Below are 25,363 nucleotides of genomic sequence, written 5' to 3'. Positions count from 1 at the left end.
CGCACATTTATAACAATGAATATAAAATAGAAGCTAACTTTAATGTATCATGTCTTACAACACGATCATCATATTTCGCTAATCGCTCTTGAATGATTTCGATATTATGTTCAGCAAAACGATCTGTATCCAGTACAACTGGTTCCGACATTTCTTCCTCATATAAATTACGTAATTCACGAGGAATATCACGATTATTTACAATTGCAGTGTCGATAAATGGTTTACCTAAATGATCATGTAACGCCTGCACATGATCAAAAGCAGTATAACCCTTCGTTTCGCCCGCTTGCGTCATAACATTACATACATATACCTTCTTCGCTTTTGCAGCAAGAACAGCGTCTCCAATTTTGTTAACAACTAAATTCGGTAATATACTTGTGTACAGACTTCCTGGACCGAAAACAAGCAAATCAGCCCGTTTAATTTCCGTCAACGTTTCACATAACGGTTCTACATCTTCTGGAGTTAAAAAGACACGATTAATCTTCTTCCCAAAATAAGGAATCTTCGATTCACCTGTTACAATTTCTCCATCTTCTAATTCTGCATGAAGTACCGCACTTTGATTCGCTGCTGGCAATACACGTCCTCTGACATTTAATACTTTACTCGTTTCTGTAATCGCGTGGTAAAAGTCTCCTGTAATCGAAGTCATACCTGCCAATAGTAAATTTCCTAACGCATGCCCTTTCAGTCCGTCTCCAGTGGTAAAACGGTGCTGAAATAAAGCTTCCACTAATGGTTCTACATCCGATAACGCAACAAGTACGTTACGAATATCACCTGGAGGTGGAATTTCTAGCTCATCACGCAGTCTACCTGAACTGCCTCCATCGTCGGCTACTGTTACAACTGCTGTAATATCAACAGGATATTGTTTTAATCCTCTTAATAAAACAGAAAGTCCAGTTCCACCTCCCATGATAACAATTTTAGGTTTTCTCTCTTTTTTCATCCCTTAATGGCCCTTTCTCTTCTCCACATCACGATGAGATACATGAACGCTATACTCTGGTTTCAAATGTTTCCCAAGGTACTCTGTAAGCGTAACAGAACGATGTTGCCCACCTGTACATCCAATCGCAATTACAAGTTGACTCTTACCTTCTCTTTTATAATGAGGCAGCATGAAAGTGATAAGATCCGTCAATTTCTCTAAAAACTTATGTGTTTCATTAAATTTCAACACATACGACGAAACTTCTTCATCCAGTCCTGTTAATGGCTTCATATGTGGAATATAATATGGATTTGGTAAAAAACGAACATCAAATACTAAATCAGCATCAATTGGGATTCCGTACTTAAATCCAAATGACATAACATTTACACGGAATGCTTGCTCAGTTTCTGTTGAGAACAAGTGAACAATTTTCTCTCGTAATTCTTTCGGTTTCAAATCAGATGTATCAAGTACGATATTCGCTCGCGCCTTCATATCGGTTAATAGACCACGCTCAGCTTCGATTCCCTTTAACGGCAAACCAGTTGGCGCAAGTGGATGCGAACGTCTTGTTTCTTTATAACGAGTTACAAGTGTGCTATCTTTCGCATCTAAAAATAAAATATGAGGAATAATCCATGTACGTTCTGATAAATCATCAAGTGCTCCCCATAAATATTCAAAAAACTCTCGGCCACGTAAATCAATACCGAGTGCTACTTTATTCATTTTACCTTTTGAATCTGCCATAAGTTCAATAAACTTCGGCAATAACATCGGTGGTAAATTATCTACACAAAAATATCCTAAATCTTCAAAACTTTGTAACGCTACCGTTTTTCCAGCTCCAGACATCCCTGTAATAATTACCATTTTTATATCATTATTCTCTGTCATCGTATCCTCTCCTTGCAGGTTTAACTCGGATCTAATCGATATGAAAGCAACTCAAAATCTGGGGTATATACAAATGTACCGTAGATTATACCATTCCCTTTAATTAAATAATCAATAATGTGATAATCTCCTGGTGCCATTGCTAAGTCATCAATTTTATCAAATGTATGCCAACCAATGATGCCTTCTTCGCTCTCTAATTTGTTTTCTCCTGCAAAATCTGTTGCTAAAAAGGAGAACATCATCCATTCAGAAACAACTTTATCACCTTCTTGGATGACAAAAGTGAAGACCCCTTTTAATGCTGGATTCTTTAAATAAATACCTGTTTCTTCACGATACTCGCGAACAACGGTATCTCTTACTGTCTCACCACGCTCCATTTTCCCGCCCGGTGCAACCCACCAATTTCGGCGAGGTTTTTGGAGTAAGAGTACTTCATTATCTCTAATTAACACACAGTTTGTCACTCTTTGCATGTTTCTTCACCTCAGCTACTTGCAGCAAAATTTTTCACTGCATACTCATTTCATTATACTATCAAAAACAGTTTGCTACAACGAAGGTGCCAGTCCCCTTTTGCTAAGCAATTGTAAAAAATCTTTCTATAACAAGCAATCAAAATACCTTACTTCCCATGAACAGTACATAAAAATCCCCTTAACGATTTTTATCGTTAAGGGGATTAAAACACTTATTTCTTACCGAAATAAGTAACAATCGCAAATCCTAAAATAAAAGTAATAATTGAACTTACAATTGAAATGCCACCAGTCGGAATGCCAGGGAACACAATGACAATCGACCCGATAACGAGCCCAATAATTGCCGCAAATGTCATACTTTTATACCGATCTAACAAATAACTAATTCCTTTACTACTTACAACAAATCCGGCCATCACACCGGCACCGATAACCACGATTAACGGTAAATTGAGTGTAGTTAAAGCGTTAATTGCTGTTGGATACACACCAATAATTAATAAAATAAACGATCCACTAATTCCAGGAAGAAGCATAGCCATACTAGCCATCCATCCTGCGAAAAATAAACCAATTGCATTTAAAATTGTTAACGTCGTAATTGGATCCGCTGCCTTATCTGGTTTAAAGAATGCTGTTATTGCAACAAGAATTGCTGCAATTATTAACAAGACAATATGACTACCTTTAAACGTTGCCTTTGCATCAGCTTCTCTCATTAACATCGGTAATATACTAATAATTAAACCGAGGAAGAAAAATTGAGTCGGTTCATAATGATTTGCTAATAAATATTTAATAACGTGACTTAACGTTAGAAAAGCTGCGGCTACACCAGCTGCAAGTGGGATTAAAAACGCTAAATGTTTTTTCCATTCACGACTAAAGAATCCGCTAATTGCTGCGAGCAATTGTTCATAAATCCCTAACACAACAGCGATTGTTCCGCCGCTCACACCAGGAATTAAATCACTAACGCCCATACAAAATCCACGATATATATTACGCCATTCCATACTGAATAAATTCCTCATTTCTTATAGTGATTTTTTCCGTAAATTTTAGTATAACAATAAGAAACATTATATTTTTAATTTTTTTTGACAAAAGTTTGACATTTGAACAAAAAAAGAAAGCCACCTATCGGTAGCTTTCTTCTCAAAAGGAAAAATAACCTTATTTTTCTGTTACAGTCTTTAGTTCCTCTACTAACTCTTCTATATAATGCTGTGCACTCTGCGCTGCAATACTACCATCGCCTGTTGCAGTTACAATTTGACGAAGCATTTTTTCACGAACATCACCAGCTGCGAAAATACCAGGAACTTTCGTTTCCATACGCTCGTTCGTTTCAACATAACCATTTTCATTTGTAATACCTAGCTCAACAAACGGTTTTGATAGTGGTAACATACCGATGTATATGAAAACCCCGTCAGTTTTAACTTCTTGTTCTTCTCCGCTGTTTACATCTACAAGTGTTACGCTTCCTACTTTACCATTTGCGTCGTTAATTTCTTTTATAGTGTGATTCCAAATGAAATCTACTTTCTCATTTTGGAAAGCACGATCTTGTAAAATTTTCTGTGCACGAAGAGTGTCACGACGGTGAACGATCGTTACTTTTGATGCGAAGCGTGTTAAGAACACACCCTCTTCAACAGCAGAATCTCCGCCGCCAATAACAACAAGTTCTTTCCCTTTAAAGAATGCACCATCACATACTGCACAATATGATACACCGCGGCCGCCAAGTTCTGTTTCACCTGGCACACCAATTTTTTTATACTCTGCACCGCTTGCAACGATAATTGCACGTGCTTTATATTCTTTTTTACCAGCAATAATTGTTTTGTACTCTTTACCATCGATGATTGCTTTCACATCACCGTATGCATATTCAGCACCAAATTTCTTCGCATGCTCAAACATTTTATTTGATAAGTCTGGCCCTAAAATAGACTCATAACCTGGATAGTTCTCTACATCTTCTGTATTTGCCATTTGTCCACCTGGAATACCACGCTCAAGCATCAGTGTGCTTAAATTCGCACGAGATGTATATACCGCAGCTGTCATACCAGCTGGTCCTGCACCAATAATAATGACATCATAAATTTTTTCTTCTGACACACTATTCACTCCCATTCATACACATTAAGTTACCCTCATTATACTGTTAGCATCATTTTTTTCCCAATGATTTGCCTACCCTACGTGTGTGTGCGCTTAACAGCCTGCACATACTTTCGTACAGTCGCTACAGATACATTATATACATCACCAAGCTCTGCCTGTGTCATCTTATTTCTTTGTTCGCCGCGCACAATGTATTCAATTGCTGCTGACCAACCGTACACATTTGTAAAAGTCGCTCCAGATGTATATAGACGTATGAACGTACAAAACCAAAAGTTTAAACACTCTTCGATTAATTCATCGTCTTTTTTCGTATAATTATATAATGCATCCGCGATTCGTACGCACTGTTCAAATTGCTGTAAATCAGCTGGGATGCTTTTATGACTATTAAGTAAAAAGAAATATTTTGCAAGTTGCGATACGATTGGAACACCATTTTTCGCTTGCGTTACATCAAAGAAGAATCCAACCTTCTCTGGTGTTGACAATTCATTCATTAAATACAAAGCTAGCATTTGCTCTTCTAGCGTCGCACCTTGCTGAAATGATTTTCGTAATTCTTCAAATAAAAGGTTTTGTCCTTCATCTGCTAAATTCAGTGCATTCCACGGTTCTTTTCCTTTTTTATCAGGATGCAATTCTACAACATGTTGCCACATTTTTTCAGCTACTTGCTGTTCCTTCACCATATACGCAGAGTATGCAAACCAGTAATAAAAACTAACGTCTCCTTCATACCCTTGACGCTTTAATACTTTGAACCATTTATATGCAGGTTCAAAATGACCAATTGTTGCAAGCGTTGTTCCAAGTTTCAAACGATGCTCAAATGAAATTGGATATACCGAAACTAACTGCCCTGCTAATGACTCTACCTGCTTATGCTCTCCAATTGAATATAGAAAAATAAGCGTATTACAAAGCGCATGCATATTACCAGGATTTTTCTCTAAAATCATTTCTGTTAACTTAAGCGCTTGATCTACATTACCTGATTGAAAATGTGCAATCGCTAAATTATTATAGCCCGACCAAAATTCTGGATATTCTTTCGTAACAACTTCTAGTGTAGCAATCGCCTCTTCTAATTGTCCGTTACGAATGTATCGGTTCGCTTCTTCTTGCATAACAATTAGCTCATCTTCATCCTCAATCTCTTCCGCACCCATTGCTTCTTCTTCCATAATCTCAAGCAATTCCAATGTATCTTCTACGAATTCCTTCTCTTCAGCAACTTCTAAATATCGCTCTGCATACTTCTTCGCCTGTTGAAACAAGCCCATATATGCATAATTATTTGCAATAAAATAATAGCATTGCTCAAGTTCAGGATTGGATCTAACAAGCTTTAGAAATATCTGATTCGACTCTTGATATTCACCAGATTCAGATAATGCTATTGCTAGTTGGCATAAAATAAACGGCTCCTTCTCGCTTTGTGCTGCTCTTCGAAAATATTTAATTGCATCTTGCAATTTTTGCCCTTTATAAGCCCTCATCCCTTTTTTATAAAAGAAGTCCGCTAACTGATTAAAAGAGATAACTTGTCCGTTCTCCTTATATATTCTTTGATTTTTCCCCATATATCCTCCAGTTTTTTGTTTTCTTCGTTCACACATTCTTCTATCTATAAGTATAAACGATTCCGTAAAAAACAAAACAGTATATTATAATCAATTATTTCCTTTTTATTCATAAAAAGAGAAGGGAAATGTTACATTTTTAACATCAACCTTCTCTAGTGGCCATTTCCTCTTTCGTATAAATAATCCGCATTGGATTTCCGCCTACGAAAGCGCCGCCTGGTACATCTTTATGGACAAGTGTGCCTGCAGAAACGATAGCACCATCTCCAATTGTCACACCTGGTAAAATTGTCGTATTCGCTCCAATCATAACTTCATTCCCGATGACGATTTCTCCGAGCCGATACTCACGAATTAAATATTCATGCGCTAAAAGCGTTGTATTATAGCCGATAATTGAATTGTCTCCCACAGTAATCTTTTCTGGAAACATAATATCTGGCATTACCATAAGTGCAAACGACGTTTTCTTTCCTACTTTCATCCGTAAAAACGTGCGATATAACCAATTCTTTACGGATAAAAATGGCGTGCAACGTGCGACTTGGATGATAATAAAGTTTTTCATTACCTTCCAAAAAGAAACTGTTTTATACACATTCCACAATGAATTTTCTCCTGAAACAGGATAGCGCGTTGTCCGTCGCACTGAACTCTCTCCTCTACTTATATAAAGTGACACTTTAACCGGTAGGAACCCTTTTCCCCACTGCTTACTAACTCTCATCAATCAAGCATTTACAGGCGGGAATCTTACTACCCGTTAATGCGGGACAAAATCGGTAGTAAATCACTCATTTTATCTAGCACATAATCTGGTTTATACGCTTCTAAATACGCTCTACCTTTCAATGTCCATGAAACCGCTACTGTTTTCGTACCTGCATTTTGTCCACCGACGATATCATGGTGATTATCACCAACCATCAATGTTTCTTCTGGCTTTGCATCTAATAATTCGAGCGCTTTTTGAAGTGGTTCCGGATGTGGTTTCACATGTTCCACATCATCAATCGTCACGACAACATCAAAAAACTGATCAAGTTTCGAAAGCTTTAATCCCATTTCAACCGTCTGTCTCGCTTTCGTTGTAACGATGCCAATCTTATAACCTTGCTTCTTCAATTCTTCAACCGTTTCATATACAGTTTCATATTCCTCCACTAATTCATCATGATGCTCATGATTAAATTGACGATAACATGTAATCATCTCTTCAACCTTGCTTGCATCAATCTTACTAAAAGTGTCATGCAAAGATGGGCCGATAAATGGCAAAACATCTTCACGCTTATACTGATTAGAATAATAGTGATTTAACGTATGTAAAAAAGAAGAGATAATAAGTTCATTTGTATTAATTAACGTTCCATCTAAATCAAATAACACTGTATTTATTTTCATCGTCCTTAATCCTTTCATTACCTGAATATGAAAGAAGCAGCATCTTATATAAGATGCTACTTTTCTCTAATTTTCTAAATATCTTTTATCAGCTTGCCCCATTTTTCGTCTCACAATAATGAAAATGATAGAAATAACAACAATTCCAATAGACATTACTTGTGCAATACGAAGTGGTCCTAACATTAAACTATCTGTACGCAAACCTTCTACGAAGAAGCGTCCCACTGAATACCAAATTAAATATGTGAAGAATAATTCACCACGGCGTAAATTCACTTTTCGTAACGCGAGTAGTAAAATAACACCTGCAAAGTTCCATAATGATTCATATAAAAACGTTGGGTGATAATACACACCATCAATGTACATTTGATTAATAATGAAATCCGGTAAATGAAGACCTTCTAAAAACTGTCTCGTCACTTCATCACCATGCGCCTCTTGGTTCATAAAGTTTCCCCATCGGCCAATTGCTTGTCCTAGTAAAATACTCGGCGCAGCAATATCCGCTAACTTCCAAAATGAAAGCCCGCGTCGTTTTGCAAAAAGAATTCCTGTAATAACAGCTCCGATTAAACCACCATGAATCGCCAAACCACCTTGACGAATATTAATAATTTGACTCGGATTTTGCGAATAATATTCCCATTCAAAAATGACATAATACATTCTCGCAAAAAGAATCGCAATTGGTACTGCAATTAATACAAGATCGATAAATGTATCTTTGTGAATACCAAGCCTTTCTCCCTCGCGAGTTGCTAGCCAAAGACCTAATAGCACACCTGTACCGATAATAACCCCATACCAATAAACAGGGAACGGTCCAAGTTGGACTGCTATACGGTCAAGCTGTGGTACAGAACCTAACAGCATATGTATGACCTCCCTCTCCAGAGTCTACTCTTGATTTCCTAACTCAATCGCACTCATTAATCGCTCAGAGAACTGCTGTGCCGCATTGACTCCCATACGTTTTAATCTGAAGTTCATCGCTGCTACTTCAATAATAACAGCCAAGTTTCGACCAGGACGAACTGGAAGTGTAATCTTCGTAAGTTCTGTATCAATAATCTTCATCTTCTCTTCATCAAGACCTAAGCGATCATAATTTTTCTTTTGATCCCAAATTTCAAGATTAATAACAAGCGTAATACGTTTATAATTTCGTACTGCCCCTGCACCAAATAACGTCATTACGTTAATGATACCTAGACCACGAATTTCTAATAAGTGCTCAATTAAATCAGGTGAGCTTCCTACTAATGTGTCTTCATCTTCTTGACGAATTTCTACGCTATCATCCGCAACAAGGCGGTGACCACGCTTTACAAGTTCAAGTGCTGTCTCACTTTTCCCGACACCACTTTGACCTGTAATTAAAACACCAACACCATAAATATCTACTAACACACCATGAACAGCTGTTGTTGGCGCTAACTTACCTTCTAAATAGTTTGTTAAACGACTTGATAATCTCGTCGTCGTTTGAGCAGAACGTAATAAAGGCACGCCTGATTCACGTGATGCTTGTAATAACTCATCCGGTACATCTTGATTACGAGTTACAATAATACAAGGCGTCTCTTCAGTACAAAGCGCTTTCATTCTCTCTTGCTTTTGCTCTGTCGTTAACGTATCAAAGAACGTAAGCTCCGTTTTTCCAAGAAGCTGCACACGATCAGCTGGATAATATGTAAAAAATCCTGCCATTTCAATTCCAGGTCGTGATAAATCGCTCGTATCAATCGGACGATGAATCCCTTCTTCACCACTTACTAACTCCAATTGAAATTGTTCAATTAAATCTTTTGTCCTTACTTTCGGCATATGTATAAACCTCCACTCCGCTGCGGGTTCAGTCTCATTTGATGTAAAATTCCATTCTACCGGATATTGTACCATTTTTTTCTGGAAACAAGAAACACGGTTTCTAATAAATAGAAAAAAACATTTCATATGAATCATGAAATGTTTTTCTTTTTGTCATTTTCTCTTTTTTTCATGTAATGGTTCAACAATTACTTTTTCAATTATCATATTAAAAATCGAAATACAAATTGCCGCAACAATCGCTACACCAAATCCAGATATATTAAAGGCGTCCCCTAATAATGAATCCGTCATCTTTAACGTAATCGCATTAATAACAATTAAGAAGAAACCGAAAGTTACAAGAGTAATCGGTAGCGTAATTAAAATTAAAAGCGGCTTTACAAATACGTTTAAAATCGCCAATATAATACTCGCAATAATTGCAGTTTGTATATTTGCTATGTAAAATGCGTCTGGTGCAACCCCTTTTAAAAGTCCGGATACAGCGATTAACACAACGCTATTTACAAGAAGTGATACAATCCATCTCATTTCCTTACACATCCTTTTAACATATATATTTCATCATACGCTAATAGATAATAAACGCAAGTAACATGCAAACACTTATACCAATTTATTCTATTCTTTATACTTGTATACCTACTAACAATCTTACCAGTTTTCCTTAGTGAAATAAAAACCGAGTGTAATTCCCACTCGGTTTTTATTAACAACTTATTGTGATAACTCTACTTCTTTTATTTTCTCTTTCATTCTTGCTTTATCACGATCTAAAATCTCTTTTAAATACTTACCTGTATACGAGCGTTCTTCTTTCACTACTTGTTCTGGCGTTCCGGAAGCAACGATTTGTCCACCTTTGTCTCCGCCTTCCGGTCCAAGGTCAACGATATAGTCAGCTGTTTTAATAACATCTAAATTATGTTCAATAACAAGAACTGTCTCGCCGCTTTCAACAAGACGTTGCAACACTTCTAGAAGACGTGCAATATCATGTGCATGTAGGCCAGTCGTTGGCTCATCTAAAATGTATAACGTACGCCCTGTAGAACGACGATGTAATTCAGAAGCTAATTTCACACGCTGCGCCTCACCACCTGATAACGTCGTAGCTGGTTGTCCTAATTTCATATAACCAAGCCCTACATCTACAAGTGTTTGAAGTTTACGCTTAATTTTCGGGATATTAGCAAAGAACTCTACCCCATCTTCAATGGTCATCCCTAACACTTCAGAAATATTCTTATCTTTATATTTCACTTCTAACGTTTCACGGTTGTAACGTTTACCGTGACAAACTTCACACGGAACATACACGTCTGGTAAGAAATGCATTTCAATTTTAATAATCCCATCACCACGACACGCTTCACAACGGCCGCCTTTTACGTTAAAGCTGAAACGTCCTTTTTGATATCCACGCACTTTCGCTTCATTCGTTTGCGCAAATACATCACGAATATCATCGAATACACCTGTATATGTTGCTGGATTTGAACGTGGTGTACGCCCGATTGGTGATTGATCAATATCAATAACTTTATCTAACTGCTCAAGACCTTTAATTTCTTTATGAGACCCTGGCTTCGCTTTCGCCTTATATAACTTTTGAGCTAACGATTTGTATAGCACTTCATTAATCATCGTACTTTTTCCAGAACCAGATACGCCCGTTACCGCTACAAATGTACCTAGAGGGAATGACATTTTCGCATTCTTTAAGTTATTTTCTTTCGCACCGATAATCTCTACTTTACGTCCGTCACCTTTACGTCTTTCAAGTGGTACCGGAATAAACTCTTTACCGCTTAGGTATTTCCCTGTTAATGAATTCTCGTCTTGCATCACTTCAGCTGGTGTACCTGCTGATACAACTTGACCACCATGAATACCTGCACCAGGTCCGATATCAAGTAAATAATCAGCAGCCATCATCGTATCTTCATCATGCTCAACAACGATTAACGTATTTCCTAAATCACGCATTTCCTGCAATGTGCGAATAAGACGATCATTATCACGCTGATGTAAACCGATAGAAGGCTCATCAAGAATGTAAAGTACACCAGTAAGACGAGAACCAATTTGTGTCGCTAAACGAATACGCTGCGCCTCACCACCCGATAAAGTTCCTGCAGCACGACTTAACGTTAAATAATCTAAACCGACGTTCACTAAGAACCCAACGCGCTCCTGAATTTCTCTTAAAATTAAATGAGCAATTTTTTGTTGTTTCTCAGTTAGCTCAACATTCGAGAAGAATTCCTGTACTTCTTGAACAGAATATTTCGTTACATCGGCAATCGTTTTATCACCAACGAAAACAGCTAAACTCTCAGGCTTTAAGCGTCCACCTTTACACTTTGGACAAGCTTGCTCTGCCATATATTTCTCCATTTGCTCACGAACATAATCAGAACTCGTCTCACGATAACGACGCTCGATATTCGGAATAACACCTTCAAATAAAATCTCATTTTCCTTTACTTGACCAAATTCATTCACATAGCGGAAATAAACCTTCTCTTCCCCGCTTCCGTACAACACTTTATCAAATAAATCCTTCGGTATATCTTTCACCGATATATCCATATCGATGCCGTAATGATTACACACAGATTTTAATAATTGCGGGTAATATTGTGAACTTGTCGGTTCCCAAGGAGCAATCGCATGTTCATTTAATGATACATCCCAGTTCGGAATAACAAGTTCTAAATCTACCTCGAGCTTCGAGCCAAGTCCATCACAAGAAGGACACGCGCCGAACGGACTATTGAACGAGAACATACGCGGCTCTAATTCTCCGATTGAAAAACCACAATGTGGACAAGCATGATGTTCACTAAATAGAAGTTCTTCCTCTCCCATTACATCAATTAAAACTCGGCCCCCACCAAGCTTTAAAGCACTTTCCAGTGAATCTGCAAGTCGGCTTGCAATTCCTTCTTTCACAACAATACGGTCAATAACAACTTCAATTGAATGCTTCTTATTTTTTTCTAAAGTAATCTCTTCAGATACATCCAGCATCTCTCCATCAACGCGCACACGAACATAACCTTGCTTCTTAATATCTTCTAATACTTTCACATGCGTACCTTTACGCCCTGACACCATAGGCGCTAGCACTTGCAATTTCGTGCGTTCAGGATATTCAAGAACACGGTCTACCATTTGTTCCACTGTTTGTGATGTAATTTCAATTCCATGATTCGGACAAATCGGCGTACCAATTCGCGCGAATAATAAACGTAAATAATCATAAATCTCTGTTACCGTTCCAACCGTTGAACGAGGATTACGACTGGTCGTTTTTTGATCAATTGAAATCGCCGGAGACAAACCTTCAATCGTATCAACATCCGGCTTATCCATTTGCCCTAAAAACTGGCGTGCATACGCGGATAAAGATTCCACGTATCTACGCTGCCCTTCTGCATAAATCGTATCGAATGCTAACGATGATTTCCCTGAACCAGACAATCCCGTCACAACAACAAGCTGATTTCTCGGAATGGTTACGTCAATATTTTTTAAATTATGCGCTCTAGCACCTTTTACAACAATAAAATCTTTACTCACTCTTTTCACCCTTCCGCTTTTAATTCTAATAGTAAATCTCTTAATTCAGCTGCACGCTCGAAATCTAACGCCTTTGCTGCTTCTTTCATCTCTGCTTCCATCTTCGCAATTGTATTTTCACGCTCTTTTTTCGTCATCTTCTTAGCTGGTGTTGCTTCATATGTTTCCGTATCCTCAGCTGCTGTTGTCGCACGAATAACGTCACGTACTCCTTTTTGAATCGTTTTCGGCGTAATACCATGCTTTTCATTGTAAGCTTCTTGTATACTACGACGACGCTGTGTTTCTTCAATTGCAATTCCCATTGATCTCGTTATGCGATCTGCGTACATAATAACGCGGCCGTTTGCATTACGCGCCGCACGACCAATTGTTTGAATTAATGAACGCTCTGAACGTAGGAACCCTTCCTTATCAGCATCTAAAATAGCTACAAGTGATACTTCTGGAATATCTAATCCTTCTCGTAATAAGTTAATACCGACAAGTACATCAAATTTACCAAGGCGAAGATCACGGATAATTTCAATACGTTCTAACGTTTTAATTTCAGAGTGAAGATAGTTCACTTTAATTCCTACATCTTTTAAATAGTCCGTTAAATCCTCTGACATTTTCTTCGTTAAAGTCGTAATTAATACACGTTCATTTTTCGCAATCCGGTCATGGATTTCTCCTAATAAATCATCTATTTGTCCTTCAATTGGTCGTATATCAATTGGTGGATCTAAAAGCCCTGTTGGACGAATAATTTGTTCTACTACTTCCGGTGACTGCTCTAACTCGTACGGTCCTGGCGTTGCCGAAACGTAAATAACTTGATTCGTTTTCTCTTCAAACTCATCAAACGTGAGCGGTCTATTATCTAAAGCTGATGGCAGACGGAATCCATGATCAACAAGCACTTGCTTACGTGCTTGGTCCCCGTTATACATCGCTCTTACTTGCGGAACTGATACATGCGACTCATCCATAACAATTAAGAAATCCTCTGGAAAATAATCTAAAAGCGTATACGGCGTTGAACCTGCTGGACGAAGTGTTAAATGACGGGAATAGTTTTCAATCCCTGAACAAAAACCCATCTCGCGCATCATTTCTAAATCATAGCGTGTACGTTGTTCTATGCGCTGCGCTTCTAACAATTTACCGTTATCATTTAATTCTATTAAACGCTCTTCTAATTCTTTTTCAATATTTTCAATAGCGACCTTCAGCTTTTCTTCACGTGTAACGAAGTGAGATGCCGGGAAGATTGCTACATGATCACGTTCTGCTAATACTTCACCCGTTAATGCATTTACTTCTCGAATACGATCTATTTCATCCCCGAAAAATTCAATTCGAATACAATGCTCGTCAAGTGATGCGGGGAAGATTTCAACTACATCTCCGCGCACACGGAATGTACCACGCTTGAAATCAATATCATTACGGCCATACTGTACATCAACAAGTTCACGAAGCAATTGATTGCGGTCCTTTTCCATACCGACTCGAAGTGAAACAACTAACTCACGGTATTCTTCCGGAGAACCTAAACCGTATATGCACGACACACTCGCAACGATAATAACATCATCTCGTTCAAATAAGGAAGACGTTGCCGAATGGCGTAATTTATCAATTTCATCGTTAATTTGCGCATCTTTTTCAATAAACGTATCCGTATGTGGTACGTACGCTTCCGGCTGATAATAATCGTAATAACTAACAAAATACTCCACAGAATTGTTAGGAAAGAAATCTTTCAGCTCACTATATAACTGTCCTGCTAACGTTTTATTATGAGCCATTACAAGTGTTGGCTTCTGCACCTCTTTAATGACATTTGAAATCGTAAATGTCTTACCCGTTCCTGTCGCTCCAAGCAACACTTGCTTTTTCTTTCCACTATTAATTCCCTCTACAAGCTTCTCTATCGCTCCCGGCTGATCGCCTTGCGGGGAATATTCTGAGATAATTTCAAATGGATGTTCCAACTAAAAACCGACCTCCTCATAAAAATCTGTATTATTATTTTACCACGAATGACCATAAAAAACCTAAAAAAACGAACAGATATTCGGTAAAACTTTCGACAATATATACATAAAAAAGGAAGGAATAAATACTCCCTTCCTCTACTAACTCTATTTTTTAAGTACATATAATAAGTCATATCCATTGCGCCCATTTTCATTCGTACAATCTATTAACCTATATGCCGTTTCTAATTCACATTGCTCTTTAACAATCCTTTTACAACTATCTTCATATATACCTGTATGATTACCAGCAAATTGATCTTGCCTATTGTCTAACACATGAAGTATATCTGTCCCACTATGCTCTAACATTTGAAAAATCGGGTCACCTTCATGTGTATACTGTACAATTCTTATTTTATCAACTTTCCCTTGTTCCACATTCCAAACGAACTTCTCGAATTTATCTAGATTAGAAATTTCTGCCCCCTTTGCAACGACATCATTCTTCTTATCAATTGCACTGTTAGGTTGTGAACATGCTACTAAACTAAGGAGAAATAAGCATATAAAACCTGTTTTTTTTCCTATTATTATCCTCTCCTATACAAACTATTGGTATACTAGAAAAAGCTACTTTCCTCTATGAAAGTAGCTTCTTATTTCCTTTCTCCTTCTTCGGAAAAATAACATATGAAAATGAAATCGCAGTATCCGCTAAAAGAACAATAGCCCATACTTGGCTTACACGGCTTGCTGTTTTATTTAAAACGATTCCTGACTCTAACCAATTTCCCCACTGTTCTACTGGAATAAGCCCATACATGAAGAAAAAGAATATATGAACCGCAACAAACAAAATAAGATGTAAAACCCAATTTTTTATTTCCTGCTTCGCATGCGCCATCCCTGTTACTTCAAGTGGTTCTTCGATAATAGGCGCCGGTTCATTCCGCCACTTCGCAACTAATTTTTGTACATATATATCTAGCTTCTTCAAATCCTTTTTCCCGTAAAACACAGCATACAATAATATAATTACAGTAATGATTTGAAAATTAGAGAACTTCCCTGTTTGATAGTAGTCCACTACTCCTAAAGTTAAAATAAACACTTCATTTACGAGTAGCACAATCCCCATAATAAAACTCGCCTTTTTCAAGCGAAATCCATACCTTAGTAAAAAGAATCCGATAGCTGATAACCAAAATACAATCTCTGCCCCAATTAAAAAATACCATCGATATTCCGCGAGTATACTCATTTATTCCTCTCCCTTTCATCATATATACGAAAAGCCTCATCCATATATACTAGAAGCTCTTCCTCAATTGGATACATACTCATTTTCTGTGAATCTTCTTTTGACTTTCTTACTTCCCACAATTTATCTAAAAATGCTTCATCACCATTAGCCATCTCTAAACACTTCTGCATTAATTTCTTCGTTGCCTCTTGTACTTCATCACACGATGCTTCCTTACCGTCTTTCATAAAATTACTTAATTGCTTTAATAAATCTACCCACTCTAACACATTCGGATCTTCCTCACTCATATTTGGCAAATTATGAAGTAAATCTTGCTCTTCCTTTGAAAACAATTCATTTTGGAATATTTCACGTATACGAGGAGACTGTTTCGAAAGCTGAATGAGTTCAAACATAACTTTCCAATCCAGTTCTCCCTCCACATCTACCGAATACACAACGGCTTGTAAAACACGCTCCATTCGATTGAATTTCTTTTGTTCTTCCTGTACAAATCTAAGTTGTTTTTCAAGCGAGTCTTTTGAATTAATCTCACCTTTTACTAACATATTCGTAATCTCTTTTAATGAAAAACCCATTTCTTTTAAAAATAAAATTTGCTGCAAACGAACAACATCTCTCTCACTATATAACCGATGTCCTCCATCAGTTTTCCCACTCGGCTTTAATAAATCGATTTGATCATAATAACGTAACGTCCTTACTGTAACCCCTGTTTCCCTCGTTAGTTCTTGAATTGAAATCAACTCCATCACCTCTTCTCCTTCATTATAAAAGGTGACGTAACGTAACTTTCAAGTAGTTTGTAAAAAAAATACAAAAAGCTGTTTATACCTTTTGTATAAACAGCTTTTATGGAAATAACCCCTTTTGCACAGCACGTCCACAAGATAAAATAAGCGCTCCAACAACAACACTCGTTGCTGTTTTATGGTAATGCGCTGATAGTAATAAATAATATGATAAACCTACAGTACCAATCATAATACAAATACTCGGCACTGGATTACGAGAAAAGTTTTGCATTCCCCAAAGAAGCGCAAATATAGCTGTAGCGACACATAACACCGGTAATCCCATCCCAGTTCCCCTTTTTCTATCTATTATTTCTTGTTGCTAACACACTCGTCGATACCATACTCATACACGATCAGCCTCTTTACTATTTCTATATTTCCATTTCGGCCAATAGTTCACAAAGAAATAAACAAACTGCCCTAGTACAAATAAAACAAATGGCATACCAGCACTTCTGTAAACAATTAAATTATACAAACTCCATATCGCTAAACTAATTACTAAAAATACCCCTAAATATTTAAACGCTTTATCCGACTGAAATCTCTCAAACTCGTCTTGCATTTTTCATTCCTCCTATCGCTATGCTCGTTTTCCCACCATAACTCCTACGATGAGACTACCAGCAAATAAGAAACTACATACAATGAATATTTCTGGCGTAGGTATGACATCTCTGCCTACGACTTTGCTCGCACCAATGTAAACAATGAGAAGGACAAATACGAACTAAAACGTCCCCTCCACATAATCCTAAGACAGTAGCGATATACAACTTTTTAGTATCGTTCATTTTCTCTCCCCTTACTCCAACGTAAATATTTCCTCTACCTTCATTCCAAAATATTTGGCGATTTTTAGGGATAACTCTAGACTCGGGTTGTAGTGATGGTTCTCAATCGCCACGATCGTCTGACGCGTCACCTGCATCGCCTTTGCCATTTCAATTTGCGTTATATGATGTTGTTTTCGTAATTCTTTAATTTTATTTTTCACACCCATAGGCTCCACCTTCGAAAGTAAAGATATCTTTACTTTAATTATAAATATTTTCCAAATACAAGTAAAGATATCTTTACAAAAAAAGGTAAAAAAAGAGACATCTACAAGATGCCTCTTTGCTACTACATAAATCCCAATGCATATACAAGAACGTACCCAAGTACCGAAAGGCAAACCGAGCCAATTAATCCTGCCACAAATGCCCTACTTCCTAATTTGCGGAACGTTTTAAACTCTACATTTAAACCTAGCCCTGCCATCGCCATTGCAATAAGCATGTACGCAATTACTACAATATATCCGGCAACAACTTCTGGGATAATCCCAAGCGAATGCACCGCACTCATTGCTAAAAATCCGAAGATGAACCAAGGAATTGGAAGGTCGCGCCACGATCTTTTTTCCTTGCTTCCCTCGCTCTTACCAAACCATAATCCAATTAAAATCGCTACTGGCACAAGCATCGCTACGCGCGTTAATTTCACAATAACTGCGATGTCTACAGCGGTGCTACCGCCTGGCGCCGCAGCCGCAATTACGTGAGCAATTTCATGCAGCGTCGCTCCCGAGAATACACCGTAACCGTACGGAGATAAGCCAAGCACTGGATATAATAATGTATAAATAAGTGTAAATATTGTACCTAAAATTGCAATAATCGCTGCCCCAACTGCCGTTTCTTCATCTTTCGCTTTCACTTGCGGTGCAATTGCCACAACCGCTGCCGCACCGCAAATTGCCGTCCCGCATGCTGTTAAAATCCCAAGTTTCTTTTCTACTTTAAATACTTTCGTTAGTCCATATACAACAAAAATGGTAAATGTAATAACAACCGCTGCGATGACCAATACTTTCGGCCCCGCCTTTGCAATATCAACAAGATTTAATCGCATTCCAAGTAAAATGATCCCGAAGCGAAGCAACTTCTTACTCGCAAAGTTCGTTCCCGCTATCGCTTCTTGAGGAATCCCGATTGCTGCGCGCCAAACCATCCCGATTAGAATAGCGATTACTAATTGTCCCATAATATTTAAAAATGGAAGCTCTGCTAAATATTTCGCGGCGATTGCGATTAATAACGTAATCCCAATACCTTGCGAAAATCCAAAGCCCTTCTTCTTTTGTATAACAAGTGTTTGTTCCACTTTGTACCACCCCAATAATCGTATTGGAACATGCATGTTCTTTCTAGTTACATTATAAGAGAATTTTTATAATAAGTTTAATATCAATATTGAATCTCTATCATCAGAAATACTTATGATAAAATAAAAGCAAAAATAAAGGGGCCTAACAAATGAACGTCGACATTTTGAAAATCTTTGTGACTGTCGTTGAACAAAAACATTTCTCTCGTGCAGCAGAACTTTTAAACCTTTCACAACCCGGTGTAAGCATGCACATTCGCAACCTGGAAAATGAATTTGGAACTACACTCATTCAGCGCTCCCCAAAGCACGTCCAAGTTACAGAAGCAGGAAACATATTATACATACACGCAAAGCAAATGCTCTCTCTTTACGAAGATGCCAAACAAGAAATTAATGAACTACATAACGTTGTAACAGGGACGCTCCGCATTGGCGCTAGCTTTACAATTGGCGAATACTTACTTCCGAAAATACTTGCGCGCTTTGCCAATGAAAATACACACGTCGAGGTTCATACCTTTATCTCCAATACGGAAGAAGTTTTGCAAAGCCTCCGCTCTAATCAAATTGATATCGGCTTAGTGGAAGGCCAAGTCGTATACGCTGACGTAGATGTTGAAACGTTTATGCAAGATGAAATGAAGCTCGTCGTCCCTCCAAATCATCCATTGCTCCATATCGAGGGAATTAACGAAAATACATTGCAAGATCAAGTCTGGGTATTAAGGGAAAGCGGTTCTGGCACACGTGCCTATAGCGATCGCTTTATACACCAACATCATTTGAAAATGAAACGCTTCTTTACATTCAGCAGTATTCAAAGTGTAAAGGAAGCCGTCGCTGCCGGGCTCGGCATCGCTATCCTTTCAGACTGGACTGTGCGGAAAGAGCTACTTGCAAAAGAGCTATTCCACGTCGAAGTTCCAAATGAACAACTAATCCGCCCATTCTCCATCGTGCGCGGCAAATATTTTATTCCATCTAAAGCTATTCAAGTGTTCTTAAATCATGTGGATTCTTTTGCGAAAAAACAGAGTTGACCTTCACATTAGTGTGAAGGTTTACAATACATGTAAAAGGAGTGAAATGCAGTGCGAATTGGAGAGTTATCAAAAGAAACTGGGGTTAGCGAAAGAGCACTAAGACATTATGAAGAAAAGGGATTGCTCCCTTCAAATCGCCTCACAAACGGCTATCGTGATTTCGATAAAAGTGCCATTAAAAAAGTAGAGCTTATCCAAATGTATTTACAGCTCGGCCTAAATTTAGAAGAGACAACAAGGATGCTGCGCTGCCTTGAAATCGAGCCACACCTGTACGAAAATCCGTGCAGTAGTATCCTTGCGCTTTACGAAGACAAACTCAATGAAGTAACAAGGCAAATCTCATTACTTTCCAACATTCAAGCGAATTTGCAAAAACACGTTTCACTCCTAAAACAAACAAAAGAAAAGGAATGATTACATGTTTGTCATACACGGCAGTTCAAGACAAAATGGGAATACGGAAGCCTTAACCTATATGATGATTGATGGAATGAAAGCAGAACAAATTTACTTGCGTGACCATACCATTTATCCTATTACAGACCAACGTCATGATGCAGAAGGATTTCAATCTGTAAATGATGACTATGGGCAGTTAATTGAGCGTATGCTAGAGCACGACACGATTATCTTTGCTACGCCACTATACTGGTACGGAATGAGCGGCCACATGAAGAACTTCGTTGATCGCTGGTCACAAAGCTTGCGTGATACATCTCTTCATTTCAAAGAGAAAATGAAAGGTAAAAAAATGTACGTTGTCATCGTTGGCGGAGACAGTCCAAAACTGAAAGCATTGCCGCTTATCGCCCAGTTCCAATATATCTTTGATTTTGTTGGTTCATCATTTGAAGGGTATATTATTGGGGATGCGAATGGATTGGATGAAATCAAGAACGATGCTGAGGCGCTGTCAAAAGCACAATTGTATAATAATAAATTCAAAAATAGCACACAGAAATAAGTTTGACAAATCCATTTGTATGCGCATACAATGAAAATAATATTATGAAAGGAAGGTACTTTGACCAATGAAGTTCTAATTCTCTTATTTATTTCATCCATCACAAATAGTGAACAAAAATGATGAAAACTAGCAGAGGATTAGTCTGTCCATTTGTCGATACTTTCTTTCGATACGATCATGTGAAAAATCGTTTATTTATGTACGATTTTTACATTCAAGGGCGACGTTTATCCTCTCTAGTGAAACTAGGGAGGTTTTTTTATGACCATTTTATTCGCACGTAATATTGAAAAGAGCTTTGGTGATCGCACCCTATTTACGTTACCATCACTGGAAATTCAAGCAAACGATCGTATAGGAATTGTTGGAGTCAACGGAGCTGGAAAATCTACGTTATTACAAATATTAAGTAAAGAAATAGAGGCTGACCAAGGCACAGTAACTCATCATAGTTCTGTCTCCATCATTCCTCAGCTTAGCGAGGCACTACCGGACACCGCTTCTTCTCTTGCAAAAGGAAAATGGAGTATTTCAAACGTTGCTGACTCAATGAGCGGCGGGGAACGAATGCGCCTAAAGATTGCCCATGCCCTCGAACAAGATGCAGGCATTCTATTTGCTGATGAACCAACAAGTCACTTAGATATGCTCGGTACAGAGCAATTAGAAAAGGCACTTTTATCTTATAAAGGTGCACTAGTTTTAATATCACATGATCGCGATTTCCTAAATGCCATATGTACCAAAATCATCGAAATTGAAGATGGTACTATTCAAGAATATAAAGGGAATTATTCAAACTATCGAAAACAAAAAGAACGTGAGCGAATACAAAAACAAGCGGAATATGAGCAATATATAAACGAAAAAAATCGTTTAGAGCAATCAATTTTACAAAGAAAGCAACGTGCTTCTAGCATGACAAAAGTCCCAACGCGGTTCAGTTCATCTGAATCTAAACTTTATAAATTAAGTGGTGCACACGGTCAAGAAAATGTTAGCAAAGCAGCGAAAGCGTTAGAGACACGTCTTGAAAAATTGGAAAAGAAAGAAAAACCGAAAGATTTTTCTCAAGCTCAGTTTGATCTGCAATATCATACACCCATTCATAGTAAAGCGATTGTTCAGTTTAATAACACAACGAAGAAAATATGCGACCGCACACTATTTAAAAATATGAACGGGACAATCGCCCCTGGTGCAAAGCTTGCTATTGTAGGAGCAAATGGAAGTGGAAAAACAACTTTGTTCAACATGATTCTTGCAAATGAACGTGGTATCCAACTTTCAAAGAGTTGTAAAATCGGATACTTTGAACAAACATTATCTATTTTAAACACAGATAAAACAATTTTAGAAAATGTTCTAGAAGAAACGAACTATACTGAATCGTTCGTTCGAACAATACTTGCAAGGCTCCTTTTCCGCCGTGAAGATGTTCATAAACCCGTACACGTCTTAAGTGGTGGAGAACGAATGAAGGTTGCACTCGCAAAAGTATTTTTAGGGAATTATAATATGCTGCTACTCGACGAGCCGACGAACTATTTAGATTTAACAACACAGGAAGAATTAGAAAGCATGTTACAAGAGTATCCTGGCACTATACTTTTCATTAGCCATGACCGTGCCTTTATTCGTTCTGTTGCAGACCATATTCTACAAGTAGATGAGAGCAAACCAAAAATATTCCATGGCAATTACGAGCAATATACAAAAAGAACCACCCAAGCTTCTGTAAACGTTACTGAACAAGAATTATTGCGATTACAAACAAAATTAACAGAAGTCATCAGCCGGATTTCTATACCCAATCATCACAATGACATCACATTTCTTGAAAAAGAATATGAAAAATTATTAGTTCAAATTCAGCAGTGTAAAGAAGTGCTCTAATGTCTTCCCTATATATCGACGGGACCTTCCACATTTCCCAAGAAATATCGTGGCTTCGACATAAAATATCGCCCTACCTATAATATTAAATACAATAACAACAAAAAAGCCGTGCATCAGCACGGCTTTTCCCTTTATCCCGCTATTTGTGGGCAGTAAACGCCCGATTGGTGAAGGCTAATAATCAGTGAGGGATGAACAAAACCCCCACTAATTAAAGTTTCACTTTATATACGGACAGCAGTCCCACTTACTGCAACCATTAGCATCCCTTCGCGAACTACTTCGTAGTCCACGTCGATACCAACAATGGCATTCGCATTTTTTTGTCTTGCGAGAGTTTTCATCTCTTCCATTGCAATGTCGCGCGCTTCTTTTAACTTGCTTTCATAAGCGCCAGCACGACCGCCGACAACGTCACGGACAGAGGCAAAAAGGTCACGAACGATATTCGCACCCATAATCGCTTCTCCATTCACGATATCGATATACTCAATAATTTCTTTTCCTTGAATTGTAGACGTTGTTGTTACAATCATGCTTTATAGCCTCCCATATAAGATTTCCACTTACTTATGGTGCACTAATTCAGCAGAAATTATATTTATGAACTAAACTGAGCTTCGTATAACCTGCTGTATCCTCCGCCTCGCTCAATTAATTCATCATGTGAACCTTGTTCTGCAATACCCTCTTTATTTACAACGACGATACGATCTGCATTTTTAATAGTTGCAAGCCTGTGAGCGATAACTAATGTTGTACGGCCGACAGATAGTTCAGCAAGTGATTTTTGGATAGCAAGTTCTGTCTCTGTATCTAGCGCAGAAGTTGCTTCATCTAAAATTAAAATTGGTGGGTTTTTCAAGAACATACGGGCAATTGCTAAGCGCTGCTTTTGTCCTCCTGAAAGTTTCACACCACGCTCACCAATAACTGTATCTAAACCGTCTGGTTGCGAGTAAATTAAGTCCTCCAACTGGGCACGTTTTACCGCCTGCCAAATTTCAGATTCTGAAGCTTTTAAGTTTCCGTAAGCGATATTTTCACGAATTGTTCCTGAGAATAAGAAAACATCTTGCTGCACAATTCCGATTTGCTTACGAAGTGATGATAACGTCATCTCTTTCGTATCAATGCCATCAATTTGAATCGATCCAGATGAGTGTTCATAAAAACGTGGTAATAAACTACATAGTGTTGTTTTCCCTGCCCCTGATGGTCCAACGAAAGCAACTGTTTCACCTGCATGTATTTTCAAACTAATATCTTTTAAAATCGGCTCTTTATTTTCATATCCGAACGTAATGTTATTGTATTGAATATCACCGTGTACATGTTTTACTTCGATTGCATCTTTAGAATCTACAATATCCGGATCTGTTTCCAGAAGTTCTACATATCTTTTAAAACCAGCGATTCCTTTCGGATAACTTTCAATAACCGCATTAATTTTTTCAATTGGTCGGAAGAAAATATTCGTTAACAAAACGAACCCAATAAATCCACCGTACGTTAATTCACCTTGCAGAACGAACCATGTACCACATATTAATACAAAGAGTGTTACAAGACGCATCAGCATATAACTAATCGATGAGTTTAACGCCATAATTTTATACGCCATTAATTTTGTTGTACGGAAACGAGCATTGTTTACAGCAAATTGCTCTTTCTCAAACTTTTCATTTCCGAATGCTTGTACAACGCGGATACCACCAACATTGTTCTCAATACATGCATTGAAATCAGCAACGTCTGAAAATAAACGTCTAAACGTACCTGTCATTTTTTTATTGAAGTAAAGCGCCAACCATAATAAGAACGGGATTACGAAGAATGTTAGAAGTGCTAACTTCCAGTTAATCATCATCATAAATGAAAATGCTCCGACTAAAGTCATAATGGCAATGAATAAATCTTCTGGTCCGTGGTGAGCAATTTCCCCAATTTCCATTAAATCGTTTGTAAGACGTGAAATTAAATGACCTGTTTTATTATTATCAAAAAATCTGAATGATAGCTTTTGAATGTGATCAAATAATTTCTGCCTCATATCTGTTTCAATGTTAATACCAAGCATATGTCCCCAATATGTAACGACATATTGCAAACCTGCATTTAATACGTAAACTACGAACAAACCGAAACAAGCCCATAAAATAAGCGTCCAGTTTTGCCCTGGTAATAACTTATCAATAAATTGATTTACGATAAGCGGGAAACCAAGTTCGAGTAAGCCTGCGATAACTGCACAGGAAAAATCAAGTATGAATAAACCTTTATACGGTTTATAGTAAGAAAAAAATTTACGTAGCATATTTTCCCTCCCTTTTCCAAATTAAAAGACTCCCTAAATGATAACCATTATCAAAT

Annotated in this window: 26 protein-coding genes; 4 read left to right on the top strand and 22 right to left on the bottom strand. The window is 37.8% G+C overall.

All coding sequences use genetic code 11. The features are described 5' to 3' along the window. Positions 1–7: 7 nt before the first annotated feature. The 20 genes from QCI75_RS01730 to QCI75_RS01635 all read right to left on the bottom strand — a co-directional run bounded on the left by QCI75_RS01730 (position 8) and on the right by QCI75_RS01635 (position 19,072). A complete protein-coding gene (locus tag QCI75_RS01730) occupies positions 8–961 on the bottom strand; it encodes a gluconeogenesis factor YvcK family protein (RefSeq protein WP_353759904.1) in 954 nt (317 codons plus the stop codon). A 3-nt stretch (positions 962–964) separates the two neighbouring features. Next, entirely contained in the window at positions 965–1,846 is an 882-nt protein-coding gene (rapZ, locus tag QCI75_RS01725; protein WP_002016084.1) for an RNase adapter RapZ, read from the bottom strand. A 20-nt stretch (positions 1,847–1,866) separates the two neighbouring features. After that, complete coding sequence (locus QCI75_RS01720) at positions 1,867–2,325, bottom strand: NUDIX hydrolase (RefSeq protein ID WP_002124062.1); 459 nt, start codon at positions 2,323–2,325, stop codon at positions 1,867–1,869. 215 nt (positions 2,326–2,540) lie between these two features. Further along, positions 2,541–3,347 (bottom strand): DUF368 domain-containing protein, encoded by an 807-nt coding sequence (locus tag QCI75_RS01715; RefSeq protein WP_002124059.1) that lies wholly within the window; start codon positions 3,345–3,347, stop codon positions 2,541–2,543. Positions 3,348–3,507: 160 nt separating this feature from the next. Continuing rightward, entirely contained in the window at positions 3,508–4,464 is a 957-nt protein-coding gene (gene trxB / locus QCI75_RS01710) for a thioredoxin-disulfide reductase (protein ID WP_002089563.1), read from the bottom strand. A gap of 80 nt (positions 4,465–4,544) precedes the next feature. Beyond that, on the bottom strand, positions 4,545–6,056 hold the full coding sequence (locus tag QCI75_RS01705; protein ID WP_353759903.1) for a tetratricopeptide repeat protein: 1,512 nt from the start codon (positions 6,054–6,056) through the stop codon (positions 4,545–4,547). A gap of 145 nt (positions 6,057–6,201) precedes the next feature. Further along, positions 6,202–6,708, bottom strand: a complete 507-nt coding sequence (locus QCI75_RS01700; RefSeq protein ID WP_144506042.1) for an acyltransferase — start codon at positions 6,706–6,708, stop codon at positions 6,202–6,204. A 107-nt stretch (positions 6,709–6,815) separates the two neighbouring features. Next, positions 6,816–7,463, bottom strand: a complete 648-nt coding sequence (gene ppaX / locus QCI75_RS01695) for a pyrophosphatase PpaX (RefSeq protein WP_144506043.1) — start codon at positions 7,461–7,463, stop codon at positions 6,816–6,818. 66 nt (positions 7,464–7,529) lie between these two features. Further along, positions 7,530–8,342 (bottom strand): prolipoprotein diacylglyceryl transferase, encoded by an 813-nt coding sequence (gene lgt, locus QCI75_RS01690; RefSeq protein WP_002034719.1) that lies wholly within the window; start codon positions 8,340–8,342, stop codon positions 7,530–7,532. Positions 8,343–8,366: 24 nt separating this feature from the next. Beyond that, complete coding sequence (hprK, locus tag QCI75_RS01685) at positions 8,367–9,296, bottom strand: HPr(Ser) kinase/phosphatase (RefSeq protein ID WP_002016091.1); 930 nt, start codon at positions 9,294–9,296, stop codon at positions 8,367–8,369. Positions 9,297–9,452: 156 nt separating this feature from the next. Next, positions 9,453–9,833, bottom strand: a complete 381-nt coding sequence (locus QCI75_RS01680; RefSeq protein ID WP_002089574.1) for a phage holin family protein — start codon at positions 9,831–9,833, stop codon at positions 9,453–9,455. 186 nt (positions 9,834–10,019) lie between these two features. Beyond that, positions 10,020–12,890, bottom strand: a complete 2,871-nt coding sequence (gene uvrA, locus QCI75_RS01675) for an excinuclease ABC subunit UvrA (protein WP_144506044.1) — start codon at positions 12,888–12,890, stop codon at positions 10,020–10,022. 5 nt (positions 12,891–12,895) lie between these two features. Continuing rightward, positions 12,896–14,872: an excinuclease ABC subunit B gene (gene uvrB, locus QCI75_RS01670; RefSeq protein ID WP_353759902.1), complete on the bottom strand. Its 1,977-nt coding sequence runs from the start codon at positions 14,870–14,872 to the stop codon at positions 12,896–12,898. Positions 14,873–15,022: 150 nt separating this feature from the next. Further along, complete coding sequence (locus QCI75_RS01665; RefSeq protein WP_353761474.1) at positions 15,023–15,454, bottom strand: DUF4362 domain-containing protein; 432 nt, start codon at positions 15,452–15,454, stop codon at positions 15,023–15,025. Positions 15,455–15,500: 46 nt separating this feature from the next. Continuing rightward, on the bottom strand, positions 15,501–16,121 hold the full coding sequence (locus QCI75_RS01660) for a hypothetical protein (RefSeq protein WP_144506046.1): 621 nt from the start codon (positions 16,119–16,121) through the stop codon (positions 15,501–15,503). Continuing rightward, on the bottom strand, positions 16,118–16,879 hold the full coding sequence (locus tag QCI75_RS01655; RefSeq protein WP_144506047.1) for a MerR family transcriptional regulator: 762 nt from the start codon (positions 16,877–16,879) through the stop codon (positions 16,118–16,120). The genes QCI75_RS01660 and QCI75_RS01655 overlap by 4 nt, the downstream gene beginning before the upstream one ends. Before the next feature lie 100 nt (positions 16,880–16,979). Next, complete coding sequence (locus QCI75_RS01650; RefSeq protein WP_144506048.1) at positions 16,980–17,207, bottom strand: hypothetical protein; 228 nt, start codon at positions 17,205–17,207, stop codon at positions 16,980–16,982. Positions 17,208–17,267: 60 nt separating this feature from the next. Continuing rightward, the gene (locus tag QCI75_RS01645) at positions 17,268–17,489 is read right to left on the bottom strand and encodes a hypothetical protein (RefSeq protein WP_353759901.1); all 222 of its coding nucleotides are present in this window, start codon (positions 17,487–17,489) and stop codon (positions 17,268–17,270) included. 240 nt (positions 17,490–17,729) lie between these two features. Continuing rightward, on the bottom strand, positions 17,730–17,927 hold the full coding sequence (locus QCI75_RS01640; protein WP_002016109.1) for a helix-turn-helix transcriptional regulator: 198 nt from the start codon (positions 17,925–17,927) through the stop codon (positions 17,730–17,732). A 122-nt stretch (positions 17,928–18,049) separates the two neighbouring features. Continuing rightward, complete coding sequence (locus tag QCI75_RS01635; RefSeq protein WP_144506049.1) at positions 18,050–19,072, bottom strand: YeiH family protein; 1,023 nt, start codon at positions 19,070–19,072, stop codon at positions 18,050–18,052. Positions 19,073–19,224: 152 nt separating this feature from the next. Between QCI75_RS01635 and QCI75_RS01630 the strand changes: the two genes are divergently transcribed. From QCI75_RS01630 to abc-f, 4 genes are all read left to right on the top strand, one after another. Then, positions 19,225–20,118, top strand: coding sequence for a LysR family transcriptional regulator (locus QCI75_RS01630; protein WP_070145466.1), 894 nt, complete (start codon positions 19,225–19,227; stop codon positions 20,116–20,118). A gap of 51 nt (positions 20,119–20,169) precedes the next feature. Beyond that, on the top strand, positions 20,170–20,538 hold the full coding sequence (locus tag QCI75_RS01625) for a MerR family transcriptional regulator (protein ID WP_353759900.1): 369 nt from the start codon (positions 20,170–20,172) through the stop codon (positions 20,536–20,538). A gap of 4 nt (positions 20,539–20,542) precedes the next feature. Continuing rightward, positions 20,543–21,088 (top strand): flavodoxin family protein, encoded by a 546-nt coding sequence (locus QCI75_RS01620; protein ID WP_144506051.1) that lies wholly within the window; start codon positions 20,543–20,545, stop codon positions 21,086–21,088. A 264-nt stretch (positions 21,089–21,352) separates the two neighbouring features. Further along, positions 21,353–22,987 carry a ribosomal protection-like ABC-F family protein gene (gene abc-f / locus QCI75_RS01615; RefSeq protein WP_353759899.1) on the top strand — a complete coding sequence of 545 codons (1,635 nt, stop codon included), beginning with the start codon at positions 21,353–21,355 and terminating at the stop codon, positions 22,985–22,987. A 227-nt stretch (positions 22,988–23,214) separates the two neighbouring features. Here abc-f and QCI75_RS01610 read toward each other — a convergent pair whose 3' ends face one another. Together QCI75_RS01610 and QCI75_RS01605 are read right to left on the bottom strand one after the other, a co-directional pair. Next, entirely contained in the window at positions 23,215–23,526 is a 312-nt protein-coding gene (locus tag QCI75_RS01610; RefSeq protein ID WP_002068307.1) for a heavy metal-binding domain-containing protein, read from the bottom strand. Positions 23,527–23,591: 65 nt separating this feature from the next. Next, positions 23,592–25,307 (bottom strand): ABC transporter ATP-binding protein, encoded by a 1,716-nt coding sequence (locus QCI75_RS01605; RefSeq protein ID WP_144506053.1) that lies wholly within the window; start codon positions 25,305–25,307, stop codon positions 23,592–23,594. Between the last annotated feature and the right edge of the window lie 56 nt (positions 25,308–25,363).

Source organism: Bacillus cereus group sp. RP43 (assembly GCF_040459645.1).
Lineage (GTDB): Bacteria > Bacillota > Bacilli > Bacillales > Bacillaceae_G > Bacillus_A > Bacillus_A mycoides_C.
Note: the sequence above shows the minus strand (reverse complement) of the source record. Positions and strands in the feature narration are given on the sequence as shown.